Below are 13,539 nucleotides of genomic sequence, written 5' to 3' on the forward strand. Positions count from 1 at the left end.
ACGTTCTTCATTTCATTTTAAAAATAAGGAGTGTTCGCCTTGACCACCCATACCCCTAGTCTGGACTGGCTGACCGACGTAACCAAATTTGCTGTACATCGGCTGCCCGCCTATTCCGATCACAAATATTACGCTACGCTTCAAGAAGCGGAGCAGCAAGCTGATATGGCTTGGCGTCATAGCCTGAATGGGAGCTGGAAGTTTAACTATGCAATGAATCCAGCCAGCCGTCCGGTAGAGTTCTATGCCCCTGGCTTTGAGTATGGCGGCTGGAGCGATATTCAGGTGCCGGGTCACATTCAGACACAAGGCTTTGGCCAAATGCAGTACGTGAATACGATGTATCCATGGGACGGACATTCGGACGTTCGCCCACCCCATATTCCGGAGGATCACAACCCGGTCGGGAGCTATATCAAAAGCTTTGTTTTGCCGGAAAATATGGCTTCGGGCGCGCAGCCTGTGTTCATTTCTTTCCAAGGCGTCGAGTCGGCTTTCTATGTATGGCTGAACGGACAATTTGTCGGTTACAGCGAGGACAGCTTTACACCATCTGATTTTGAACTGACACCGTTCCTGCAAGCAGGCGAAAACAAGCTGGCAGTAGAGGTCTATCAAAGAAGTACGGGGGCGTGGCTGGAGGATCAGGACTTTTGGCGTTTTTCCGGTATTTTCAGAGACGTATATCTCTATACCATCCCTACTCTTCACGTACGTGACCTGAATGCCAAGGCGGATCTGGATGCTTCCTACACGCAGGGCCTTCTGGAGCTGAAATTGACCTTGGAAAAGCCGGCAACGGCCTATGCAACTGTCGATGTGAAAGATGCTACCGGCCATGTTGTAGCTTCTTTGAAAGCTGACTTTACTGATGGCACAGCTTCGCTGTCAGCAACCTTGGAGCAAGTGCAGCGCTGGAGCGCGGAGAAACCTTATTTGTACACGTTGTTCATTCAAATTTATGATGCCAGTGGATCGCTCGTGGAAGTCATTCCACAAAAAATGGGCTTCCGTAAATTTGAGTTGATAAACAAGGTCATGCATTTGAACGGCAAACGCATCGTCTTTAAAGGTGTGAACCGCCATGAATTTAATGCTCGCACCGGACGTGCGATTTCCCGTGAAGATATGCTGTGGGATATCCGGACGCTCAAGCAGAACAATATGAACGCTGTTCGCACCTCTCATTATCCAAATCAGACTCTGTGGTATGAGCTATGCGATGAGTACGGGGTCTATGTAATTGATGAAATGAACTTGGAAACACACGGTTCCTGGCAAAAACTCGGCGCCGTTGAGCCATCGTGGAATATTCCCGCCAATTTGCCTGAGTGGCAGGATATCGTCATGGATCGCGCCATTTCCATGCTGGAACGGGACAAAAACCATGCGTCCATTCTGATTTGGTCTTGCGGCAATGAGTCGTATGCAGGTGAAGTGCTGCGCAATGTAGCCAACTATTTCCGTGCCACTGACCCGAGCCGTTTGGTGCACTACGAAGGCGTGTTTCACAACCGTACGTACGATGATACCAGCGATATGGAGAGCCGGATGTACGCCAAACCCGCAGATATCGAGCAATATCTGAACGACAATCCGCAAAAGCCGTATATCAGTTGCGAATACATGCATGCGATGGGTAATTCCGTAGGCGGCATGCACAAGTATACAGAGCTGGAGAACAAATACGAGCTGTATCAGGGCGGTTTTATTTGGGATTATATTGATCAGGCTGTTATGAAAAAAGATCGCTACGGACGTGAGTACCTCGCGATCGGCGGCGACTTTGACGACCGTGCCACAGACTATGGCTTCTGTACGGATGGAATTGTCTATGCGGACCGGAAGGTTTCACCGAAGATGCAGGAGGTCAAATTCCTGTATCAAAATCTGAAGCTCACCCCGGATCGCAGCGGTGTAACCCTTCGCAATGAAAACCTGTTCGAGGGAACGGGCGACTATGAGCTAGTATACAGTCTATTGCATGAAGGCCAAGAAATCGCACGTAATGCCATTCATGTAGATGTGGCGGCTCAGACCGAAGCGTATATTCCACTGACGTTCCCCAATACGGACGGAAAGCCCGGTGAGTACGTCATTCACACCGCTCTAGTTCTGAAAGAATCCACACTCTGGGCTGAGGCTGGACACGAAGTGGCCTTTGGACAGCATATTTTCATCGTGGAAGATCCAAACCCGCTGAAGATCCCTACGGGCGGTGCCTTACGAGTGGTGCATGGTGATGTTAACATTGGCGTTCACGGTGCAGATTTCAGTATGATGTTCTCCAAAGGAGCAGGCAGCCTGACTTCACTTCGCTACGCCGGACGTGAGATGATTGCCATGCCTCCTGCCCCATTGTTCTGGCGGGCGACCACAGACAATGATCGGGGAACTGCTCTGGGCTTTGAAGCCGGTGGCTGGTTCGCTGCAAGTCTGACACGTAAATGCGTCGACATTCAGGTCACGGAAGAGCAGACAGACCGTGTAACCGTTACATTCCGCTACACGCTGAGCATCCATGCAGACGTACAGGTAACGGTAACCTACACCGTCTTGGCGGATGGTAGTCTGAACGTAAAATCAACTTATGAAGGCGTCTCAGGACTGCCTAACCTGCCGATCTTTGCCCTTTCGTTCAAGGTTCCGGCTGACTACCGCCATTTGGACTGGTACGCGATGGGACCGGAAGAGAATTACATCGACCGTGCCTTTGGCGCGAGACTAGGCGTATTCCGTAACGAAGCTGCGGATAACGTATCCGGGTATGTCGTACCGCAGGAATCCGGCAACCGCACAGGCGTGCGCCGTGTCGATATTACCGACGATTCTCAACGCGGTATTCGCATTACTGCACCAGCTACCGCACCTGTGGAATGCAATATTTCGCCGTATACAGCGTTTGAGCTGGAAAGTGCCTACCATCTGTATGAGCTACCAAACGTGTATTACACCGTTGTCACCATAGCCGGTAAACAAATGGGCGTAGGCGGCGACGATAGCTGGGGAGCTCCGGTACATGAAGAATACCAAATTACAGCCGATCAAAAGCTGGAATTCGAATTTACCGTGCAACGAGTATAAATAAGCACGCTCACTGTATAGACAAGTAGATATAACAAAAGCCCTTCCGCTGCTTCCCTCATGAGAAGCTAAAGCTGAAAGGGCTTTTGTATTTACGTATCTGCAGAATAGACAGCGCTGGCCATATCTATTTCAATATAACTTCAATATAACTTCAATATCACGTCCAGGATCGCTGTACTTGTAGATGCCAGGATTTAGTTCCAATTTTCCGTCTAATTCAATGTTTTTGTAACGGTCAACATTAACTCCTGTGGATACCATACCCTTCGCAATGATCTCAGGCACTACTTCTTTGCCGTTAATTCGCATCGTTGTTTGGTTGACGCCTTTGAAGCCAGAGGAACCGGATTTCGATTCGACAATCAAATCTTTTCCCTCTGTATAGTATGTGAAATCAATTTGATAACCGTCCGCATTAAGCTCAGCGAACTGTTTTTCTTCTTTGGGTTTATGAAGAGTAATCCAATTCTTGGACGTATCACGTTTCTCGATGACAGCATCTTTCAATATAAGTTTCATTGGAACATCAGACCAGTCCTTATACCACTCTGGAGATTCAAATTGATATAAGTGTTGATAATTTTCAGGATCAGCTCCTTTAATATTCCACCCTCCGTTAATTTTTTTATCACCTATAACCAGCTGAGCTGTTTTATAATGAACAATTCCTTTTTTAAGTGAATCACGCTCTGTTACTAGAATTTCAATATCCAAGGGGGTAACAATCAGTTGGTCTAAGGTAGTGCCCGTATTTTCTTGGAATTCAGCGCTGCTATGCAGCTTCTTGGAATAAATCGCTTCACTTGCTTTTTTTCCATCCGCTTCAAATTCGAACTTCCAAGTACCTTCAATTCGTTTTGCTTCCCCAATATAACAAAAATGAAGGTTTGCCTTTTTCCAATCTTGTGCAGTCATGTTGAATACCTGCTCAATATGCAAGTCTGAGCTGTCGCTAGGTAGAATGGTTGGGATTGCGTCTATCTCTTTGTCGCCCACTTTCATTACCAAATGCGGGTTCCCACGTCCTAAATCGGATGGAGCTGCAGCAACTCTAAAGCGGACAACAGTCTTGTTGTTGGTTTGTCGAACGGATTCTATATAAATGTTAGGATACTGCTTGGTCCCGGTAACGAGGGTATCTCCGGCTTGATGATCCGTCTTTAAAGGAATATCCTGATTACGATAAAAAATTAGATTCTGAGCCTCAAGTGTGTAATCTTTTTTACGCTCCTTTAAAGTATCAATAGTTTCATAAATGCCAAGGAGTTTCTGGCTTTTAGGATCGTAATTTAAATATCCGTGTGCTTGTTCCTTGGTATCAGAATTGCTAGTTACCGTAGTTTTCTCTATAGCAAACCCAATATAACTGGTTGGATCAATTCCTGGATCCAGAGAAATAAGCATTTTCATTTTTTCGCCATCCGTTACAACACCATTCAAATTCATCGTAATGCCTGCATTGGATGCTTTTAGATCATACCGTTGTCCAATACCATTATTTAGCGCATTGGTTACACTACGTCCGCCTATTCTATCCCAATTGATAGTCACACTAGCGAATACAGGGATGGCGACGAGCAGAAAACATGAGAATACGATACTCGCTGGAACAACTTTTGCTCTATGCATAGGTGCTTCCTGTGACTGTTGCAGAGTTGCTTTTCGTTTGGTTGCTTCCTGTTCTATATTTACCCACATTGCATCATATTCAGGTTGAGGAATGTTCTGTTCTTTTTCAAAATACCGACTCACTGCTACTCATCTCCTTTACTTGGGATATCACCATTTTTTTTAGCAGTTTAAGCCCCCGATTTAATCTAGATTTAGCTGTTCCTTCGGGTATATTTATAACTCTAGAGATCTCCGGCACAGTCAATTCGTTTACATAACGAAGGACCACGACCATTCGAATTTTATCTGGAAGCTTGTTATATAGCTTCTGTAGCTCTGTCTTAGTTTCTTGATGATATAAGCTCTCTTCCACCGGATTAAATGAATGAGGGCGTGACAATAAAAAAGTTCGTATTTCCTTCATCAGTCCAGTTTTCCGCCTTCTAAGCACATTGCTGCACTCATTAGAAGCAATTCGCAAAATCCATGATTTGAGATCTTGTACTTTGGACCTGTCGGCCAAAAGTGCTTTGACAAACACTTCCTGGCAAACATCTTCTGCATCTGCTTGATTTTGCATCAAATAATAACAAAAATAATATATCTGCTCCTTATATAGCTCAAACAGCTCTCGATCAGTCATATACGTGTGCACCTCCCTTGTTGTGTTCTCATCTATTAAGACTAATAACGGAGTACAATCGTTCATTTACATCGAAAAAAGGCGGCCCTATATAGGACCACCTATTATTGATCGTTCGATTCCCGACACTCGGGCAAAACAAACCTACTGTGCCACATGCTCAATTCACTGCTTTTATCAATCAAAAAACCACCCTGCGCTAACCCCCATCATTTGCCCTAAATCAGCATGAGTCTGCCGCACCGGGCTAGCTCGTAGCAAGATTGACATATGTGTTCGAGAAATCAAGGTTCTTCAAGTCTCTTTGATCGATCAAAAATTCCAAATACCCTGCGTCCCACCAGCACATACCAACCTCGTCCAAAGAGGATACCGAGAGCAGAACATGCCAATTCGCTGAAGCCTGATCGTGCTTCTCCCGATTCGTCTGATATTCTTGCAGCTGAGGCAGCACTTCGGATCGTAAATGCTCCGCATAATCCGTACTTCCCCTATGCATAGCTTGCTCGATTTCCTTATGAATCTGACTCTCACTCTTATGCCAGTTAAACAGAAGACCCTCTAGCCCGTTTCGGCGTAGATAAGCATCCCGCAGGGTGTTCCCGGCAAAAGATTGATGCTGACCCCACACCGTGTCACTTTGTTCACACACAAGCTCATACAGCTCTTCATACTGATCTACAAGAACATCTCCTAGCTCACCCTCCGACCGAAGGGTAACAATCGGCTGAAAAGAAATTGCATAAGATGTGAAACCCCTGTTCTCAGCACATACTTCAACCTTCCCGGTCGGTGGCAAGGTTTTCTTCAAAGCGCTGCTGTCACCGTTATAGTAAAAGATTTTATGGTCAATATCATAGGCGGGCTCATCCAGCCCAAGAAAAAAGTAAAGTATACCCTGATGAGGCAACCCCTCGTATGGGGAAAAAGGCATTTCACCCAAATTGATTTGAGCAATAAACGTATAATATTCTCCGTCTGAATCACACGGCCACTCGATCGTGGGTGGCAGATCTGGATAACCGGCGATCCGACTATTTCCAATGTGTTCGTAATTTTCCTCATGCTCCACATGGAATTGTATAGCAGCTTGAGCTTCCTGATGAATCTCTTCTTTTAAATCTTCATCTAGTGAATGCCCTTCCAGTATTCGAGTCAGTTCATCCTTTAATGGTGGTTGTAGCATCTCGCTCGCCCCTTTTTCATGAAGTAATAAAATAGCCTGCAACCATTTAAACCCTTACCTCAGATTACCAAATAAAAGCCTGACAATCTATTTTTCTAGCAGATGTAAGAAAATACATGCTAAAAAGAGACCCCTAGGGCCTCTTTTTTCGTTTCATATGAGAGTAGATAATAGGGTCATTCCTCAATGGTAATCATTGCTCTTGACTGCAAGCACCTGTCGGGCGATTAGCATAAAGGCATCAAAGGAGTGGCAATGCTTTAATCGTTCCAGCGTCTCTTCCTGGCGGATCAGTTCTACAAACAAATCATAAATCCCCATAGCTTGCTCGTAGTCCTCTTTGCAGATTGAAAGCAGGAATACCACATGAACCTCGTGGTTGGCATCCCAAGGAATCGGATTTTCCAGCAAGCACACGCTTACGACCGTTCGGTTAGAGCTTAGCTCCAAGGGATGGGGAATGGCCATCCCTCGATCCAGTGCAGTAGAGCCCAGCTTCTCTCTTTCTTTGACTGCTGGCAGAAACTTGTCGGTCACCACTCCTTTTTGCTTTAAAATACCACTCATTTCTTCAATTAGGGTATCTTTGCTCGGTTGATCGGATCGGGTCATAAACCATTCCTTGTCAAAATACCGTAGCAGTGAAGTTTCCTGTTCCTCATCGCTGGCCCGTACCATCCGCGTCATTGTCTCCATATCCCGTTCCGAAGGAATCGGGCTAATCACCGCGGACGGTTTATCCTTACGTTGCTGCAAGTGAATGGTCGAAACGACAAGGTCCTCATCGACGGTGGACATCTCCTCGTATTCCCGAAGTGAAACCACTCGGGATACATCCAGCTCAGCGAACAGCGAACGCAGCCTGGATTCTAGAATCCGGGCAGTTCCATAGCCGGAGCCGCACACCAGCAACACGGTTTTACGACGCCGATGAGGTATATTGTATTTGCGTTCCAATGCAGCCCCGATATGAAGTGCCAAATAACCGATTTCGTTATCGTTGATGTCGTACGGAAACGATTTTTGTAGTTCTTTTACCGCACCAACTGTGATTTCATAGGCAAGCGGATAATACTTGCGAATATGTCCAAGCAGTGGATTACGCATGTTCATACCATGCTCCAGCCGAGTCAGCATTGGCTTCAAATGTACAAATAAATCCTTGGACAACCGTTCGTCGTCACGCAAGTCATAGGTAAAGCGTTCGTAGACGAATGTCAGCATCCCGCGCACTGCCAAGAAGAGACGGTCAGACTGGAGGCGTTCCCACTCGGTTTCGGCCATCTTTTTGCTGACGACGTGCAGCAGAACATAATCGAACTCTCCTTCTGGACAGATGATGCCAAAGACCTCTTCCATCTCCCTCAGCATGGCGCTAGCCAATTCAATATCCCGCTGACTGCCCACCACCGCCTCAAAGCGTTCTAACCCATGTCCTTCCTTCACTCGCAGCACCATGACCGCCAAATGAGTGATGAGATCTTTGAGCGCCAAATCAGCCATTTTGGTCCCAACGCTCCGCAAATGCTTTAGAATAATTGTCCGGATCTGCGGTAGATCCAATCCTTGAAACAGCTGTTGTTGTTCCAAGGGCATGTCGCTGCGTTGTCCCTCTTCATCGCGGACGTCAGCATATTCAGCCAGGCAGTAACGAATACTCTTTTCTTCCCCAATCACCTTTACACCATGTCCCGGCTTGGTGCGCAGGGTGAGGCTATAATCCTCCAGAATCCGACGGATGATTTTAGAATCATTATTCATCGTGCCCCGGCTAATATATAGCTCATCGGCGAGATCTTCCATCTTCACGTATTCCCTCGCATTCAGCAGCTTGAACAGCTCATACCGTATGCGCTCTTCCGGAGCCCCCGGTAGCCGCTGACTTACTTCTGTTTCTTCCTGACTTTCATCCGCAAAAAAATGGTATTTCTCACGATCATCAACCCTAATCGTATAGCCGCTACCCCTCTTGGATTCCAGATATGCTCCATATTCATTCAGCATACTGTCCAGCTTCTTAAGATCATCGCGGATGGTCCGCTCTGTTACCTCCAGCCGCTCAGCGAGCGCTTTGGTGGTCCAAGACCAGCCTTGATCATTTCCACTAACGAGCTGGTACAGCTTTTTCAAGCGTTTGTAGGGAAAAATCATGTAGATATAAGACCTCCTTTCCGATAAACCGTATTTTACTTCCACGTTATTTCAATTCCGGGGTTACCAGTACCGTTAACAGCTTGCAATGCTGCAATTCCGGCAATTGTGCACCTTCCGTATCGGACGAAACCAATGTTTCTCCCTTGGAACGCTCATCCAGCGAAACCAACTCGTAGTGGGCCGATTCGCTGTATGTGATATGTGTAGTCGCATTTTTCTCTAAATAAGGATTAAATACACGGACGATATAACCATCACTATGCTCTGCTTTCTTGAATGCACTCAAGATTACATTGGAATCCTTGCTAAAAGATAACAGGCTGTAGTTTTGCTCAAATATTCTTTCTTCGTCTCGGAAGGCAAAAATTAAACGGCCGTTCAGAAAATCAGACAGCTGGTAGCTGGACAATGGTGTTAAATATTCCTTGGCCGCTTGAGCGATGCCCGCCTCGTCAAACCCGGACTCGCGGACATGTAGAGCAAACGTAAATGAAAGCTCACCGAGCAGCTGTGCATCTGGCGTTTCTACGATCTTTTCTCCTGAGGCACGACCCGGGCGATATAGCAGATTCTCCTTGCCCATATAACCAAAAGTGCGGAATAACGTCAGCGCTATTGTATCATGTTCATGCCCAATGATTTCATATTCCCTTACTCCTTCAGTCATCACGGCTACTCCATGGGAACCATCGTTTAATGCAACATAGCTTTGCATAGCTTCAATGGTGATCGGCTTTTCTGTCCACTGCTCCCGTTCCCATACCTTTACTTCCTCCAGCGTAGTTGGACGGGCAATGACTCCGAACGGCTGATCTGCAATAGATAGCTTAGAGGCAATCCCGGTATCAAATAGCACCCGCAGACGGTGACTCAGCACTCGGTTGTCCACATCCACCGAGAAACGTATCAGGCGTTCACCTTTCCGCAAGGAGACCGATGCCTGCAGTGGCAACTCAGCTGAAGTCCCAGCAGCGGAACGCTCATTTAAATCATACGGAACCTTCAGTTTCATCCGAAGGGACAATTCTTCGGATACCGTACTTTTGGATGTTATCGTCTCCACATCAGCACCAAGCGAAGAAACTGTAAGATCACGTTCCGGTGGAGAATAGTTGTAGGAATCTCCGTCATCTCCGTTTTCCTCGAACACCATCTGATCTGAGTACACACGTCCCGAAATTTTATCCGTGATGCTTAATGCCCCGTTCTCCTGAACGGCTATGCTATAAAATTCATTTTCAATATGTTTTCCGTTGCTACGTTCTGCTGTTGTATCCCCTGTTGCACTAAAATCAAATATAATTTGTGTGTACCCCATAGCAGGTACTTCCTGAAGCTCCACCAACAACTTGGCACGGAATACACGCTCAGGCAGGTACACCTTTTTGCTCGGATTCAGATCAATATGCTGACCAAGCACGTAGTCTGTTTGTTCCACTTTCTCGGTAATCGTATACAAAAGCTGCTGACCGTTCGTATCCCGAATGACAAAGCTTCCTTCCGGCAAGTAAGCATCAATTTCTGTCACTCCCTTGCGCGGGTAAGGCAACGTATTAAAGATGGTGAAGGCAAAGGTTTCCTCCTGCTTAATCTTCGACGCGATCAGTCGCTTGTGCAGCTCCAATACATTCTCCGCGATATCCCGCGCCTGTTTATAACGAAAAGCCACATCCCGATTCGTCGTATCACTATTACATCCACCAATGCTGTCGTGGGCTGCATTTTCAAACAAGAGCTTCCATATATCCTTCACGATATAATGTGGATATTCATGCCCAAGTGCATGGCTGATCGATAGTACAGGCTCCAGCGTGTTCACGATTAAATGTTCAATCTCGTTATTTTGCTGCTTAAGGTCAGCCCGTGTGGAGAAAATCGACTTATGAATACGCATATGCTTAGCTTCCATAAGCTCTCCTTCCAGTACAGGAAGGTCGTTGCTGTCCTTTTCAATCTCTTCAAGGAAACGTTCCGGCTCATTCATCACATATTCCCGTTCCGGGTCCAGCTCGTTGAATGTGCGAATCAACTCTGGCAAGTTCAGGCGGATAGGTGCTTGGTCGAAGCCGTTGGGAAAATAAACATGGCGCGTGGACGCTTTTTCTTCCAGCGCACCGATCTGGCTGTCGAGATACGTCTCAAGTTCTCCCGCTTCCTCTGGAATATTTCCACCATAGTAGTAGCCAAACGGCATCTGTACCGCAAACACCTGGCTGCCATCCGACCCCTTCCACAAAAACTCAGTTTTAGGATTCGTATTATCTGCCACCCCGCGCCAGAATAGAAAATGCCGAATACCAAACTCCTGATAAATCTGCGGCATCTGCGCCGACTGGCCGAAGGCATCCGGCACATAACCGACCTTCATGGCATGACCATATTTCTGCGCCGTTTCCATACCGTAATACAGATTACGGACTATCGATTCACCGGAAATCACCAATTGATCCGTCTGCGTATACCACGGCCCGGTCATCAGGCGTTTATCGCTTACCAGGCGGCGAATGCGCTCTTCATCCTCCGGGCACCAGCGAGTATAATCGTCAAGCAAGGACCCTTGGGCATCCAAAAGATAGTATTTAAAACCGTCCCCATTCTCCAACGCATCCAATACTTCTTTCACATGCTTTACCAAGTAGACTTTGGATCTGGAAGTAGTAAAATACCATTCCCGATCCCAGTGAGTATGTGGTATGACATGTACTTTCGTACGGCTCATATCTCGTTCTCCCTCCATGCTGTCTATTCTTTATCTAGTGCTATTAGTCAAATACAAGCTCAATGTCTTCTCCATTTTTCTTAACAGAGGCCTCTTTCGTTTCAGCCTGCTGCTGTTCTTCCTCACGGAAATTGACGAGCAAGGTTCCTGCCACAATGATTAATGCGCCTGTAACCCCTCCAGCCAGATATGCAAACGGAGTGCCTACGGAGATGGCGCCATACAAACCGCCAATTGGAGGCATGATGACATGTGCGCCCAGCAAAGCTGTCAATCCTGCACCTGCTGCGCAAGCAATCATGTTTATTGGAATCAGCTTGGCAGGGTTACGTAGTGTAAATGGAATAGCCCCTTCCGTAATTCCGATAATACCCATGATCACGGAGCCTTTTCCAGCTTCCCGATACGTTTTGGAAAAGCGACGCTTCAGAATCAGGGTTGCAATTCCATAGCCCAGAGGTGGAATACAGATCGCAATATTTACGAAAATATTGGGTAAATATACACCCGACAGGAATAACGCATTTCCCGCCATCCAGGCTGCTTTATTCACAGGACCCCCAAGATCGAACCCAATCATGGCTCCCAAAATCAAGGCTAGCGCCAAGGCGCTGGTTCCGCTCTCACTCATATGCTTAATCCAGTTGACCAGTCCTTCATTAATCGCGCTCAACGGCCCACCCAGGATGACGGACATGAGAATCCCGGTTAAACCTACCGTAATGAGTGGCAAAATAATCAGTGGAACAGAACCTGCGGCCGGGCCTGTGATTTTCACTTTGTTTTTCACCCATAGGGTGAGATACCCGGCGAAAAAGCCTGCAACAAGAGCACCTAAAAATCCCGCATTCGTCTCCTGTGCCAATACGCCGCCAATCAGCCCCGCTGCAAGTGCAGGCTTATCACCAATCGAATAGGCGATATACCCCGCCAAAACCATGTTTAGCAGTCCAATTCCGCGCCATCCTACATTTTGCATTAAATATAAAACATGAAGAAATCCACTTTTGTCAGCATATGGATCAAGGTCAGTGACACCCATTGTCAGACCGATAATTTTACACACGGCAACAATCAAGGAGCCTGCAATAATAACCGGAAGCAGGTAAGAAATGCCTGTCATCAGATGCTTTTTAGCTTCACTCAGCCATTTTTTCATCATGTTCTCCCCCATTATGAATACTACTGTTATTCAAAGGCTCATCGGATATCATTCAGATCATCTACACTGCTGATTGTCCGTGTTGCCTTCCTAATCTTATTTTTGAGCAGAGATGGCCTCCACCGCTTTGGTAAGAACCGCTTCCGCATTGTTGACCGCATGACCGATTTTGACGCGAACGATTCTTTTATCTTCAAAACGCTCTGCATCCTTTACTGTCTGATCCGAGGCAATCAGTACAAAATCCGCCGCGGCAATGTCTTCCTCCGTAAGTTTGTTCACTTGGCCTAGTGCGCCTTGCTGTTCCACTTTAATATGGTGACCGAGCTGTGCCGCCGCTTTTTCCAGTGCTTTTGCCGCCATTGGAGTATGAGCCAACCCTGCGATACAGGATGTAACGCTTACAATTTTCATTATGACACCAACCCTTCTGTATACTGTTCCAGCAAATGATACACATCGCCGCTGCTATTGGCACCCGCTACCGCCTCTTTGAAGGAATCCTCTAAGAGCAGGGTTGCGAGCGAGGAAATAATTTGTAAATGGGATACATCCACGGACCCTTTAGGCACCAAAATACTAAAAATATACTGGACAGGCTTGCCATCATGAGAGGCCCAGTCAATGCTATGTTCCAATCGGATTACGAGGACTGCTGGTCTGGTAACCACTTCGCTCTGCGTATGAGGTATGGCAAACTGATCCTGAAGCCCTGTCGAATATACCTTTTCCCTCTCCCACAAATCCTGTACCAGTTGCTCCCTATGGACGGTGACACCCAGCTTTTCAGCCTCTTGGGCAATAAACTCAAACACAGCCGATTTGGTCTCCAGCTTCTCATCCAAATAAATCTGTTCTCTAGTAATCATGGTGGATGTCTCTCCTCCCTTCTATCTATAGGTGAAACGCTTACAAGTTTATTTTAGCCGACTCTTCCTCCATGTTTTATCTATAAAATTTCCCTATCCAAGCGGAAA

9 protein-coding genes are annotated in these 13,539 nt (G+C 46.6%); 1 reads left to right on the plus strand and 8 read right to left on the minus strand.

The window, feature by feature from the left end; genetic code table 11:
• The first annotated feature begins 39 nt into the window (after nt 1–39).
• Nucleotides 40–3,084 carry a glycoside hydrolase family 2 TIM barrel-domain containing protein gene (locus ACQW03_RS09990; RefSeq protein WP_071639115.1) on the plus strand — a complete coding sequence of 1,015 codons (3,045 nt, stop codon included), beginning with the start codon at nt 40–42 and terminating at the stop codon, nt 3,082–3,084.
• A 132-nt stretch (nt 3,085–3,216) separates the two neighbouring features.
• On the opposite strand, the gene ACQW03_RS09995 is transcribed toward ACQW03_RS09990, so the two are convergent.
• The 8 genes from ACQW03_RS09995 to ACQW03_RS10030 form a co-directional block, all read right to left on the minus strand.
• Nucleotides 3,217–4,839 (minus strand): DUF4179 domain-containing protein, encoded by a 1,623-nt coding sequence (locus ACQW03_RS09995; RefSeq protein WP_441949541.1) that lies wholly within the window; start codon nt 4,837–4,839, stop codon nt 3,217–3,219.
• On the minus strand, nt 4,823–5,341 hold the full coding sequence (locus tag ACQW03_RS10000; RefSeq protein ID WP_025718786.1) for an RNA polymerase sigma factor: 519 nt from the start codon (nt 5,339–5,341) through the stop codon (nt 4,823–4,825). The genes ACQW03_RS09995 and ACQW03_RS10000 overlap by 17 nt, the downstream gene beginning before the upstream one ends.
• Before the next feature lie 247 nt (nt 5,342–5,588).
• Entirely contained in the window at nt 5,589–6,527 is a 939-nt protein-coding gene (locus tag ACQW03_RS10005; RefSeq protein ID WP_071639113.1) for a YwqG family protein, read from the minus strand.
• A 183-nt stretch (nt 6,528–6,710) separates the two neighbouring features.
• Nucleotides 6,711–8,678, minus strand: coding sequence for a BglG family transcription antiterminator (locus ACQW03_RS10010; RefSeq protein ID WP_441949544.1), 1,968 nt, complete (start codon nt 8,676–8,678; stop codon nt 6,711–6,713).
• Nucleotides 8,679–8,724: 46 nt separating this feature from the next.
• The gene (mngB, locus tag ACQW03_RS10015; protein ID WP_441949546.1) at nt 8,725–11,400 is read right to left on the minus strand and encodes a mannosylglycerate hydrolase; all 2,676 of its coding nucleotides are present in this window, start codon (nt 11,398–11,400) and stop codon (nt 8,725–8,727) included.
• 43 nt (nt 11,401–11,443) lie between these two features.
• Nucleotides 11,444–12,559 (minus strand): PTS fructose transporter subunit IIC, encoded by a 1,116-nt coding sequence (locus tag ACQW03_RS10020; protein ID WP_441952361.1) that lies wholly within the window; start codon nt 12,557–12,559, stop codon nt 11,444–11,446.
• 99 nt (nt 12,560–12,658) lie between these two features.
• Complete coding sequence (locus ACQW03_RS10025) at nt 12,659–12,976, minus strand: PTS fructose transporter subunit IIB (RefSeq protein ID WP_023986530.1); 318 nt, start codon at nt 12,974–12,976, stop codon at nt 12,659–12,661.
• Nucleotides 12,976–13,431, minus strand: coding sequence for a PTS sugar transporter subunit IIA (locus ACQW03_RS10030; protein WP_025718799.1), 456 nt, complete (start codon nt 13,429–13,431; stop codon nt 12,976–12,978). The genes ACQW03_RS10025 and ACQW03_RS10030 overlap by 1 nt, the downstream gene beginning before the upstream one ends.
• Nucleotides 13,432–13,539 lie beyond the last annotated feature (108 nt).

Origin of the sequence: Paenibacillus sp. DRB1-1, from assembly GCF_052119485.1 — a bacterium.
Taxonomy (GTDB): domain Bacteria; phylum Bacillota; class Bacilli; order Paenibacillales; family Paenibacillaceae; genus Paenibacillus; species Paenibacillus polymyxa_B.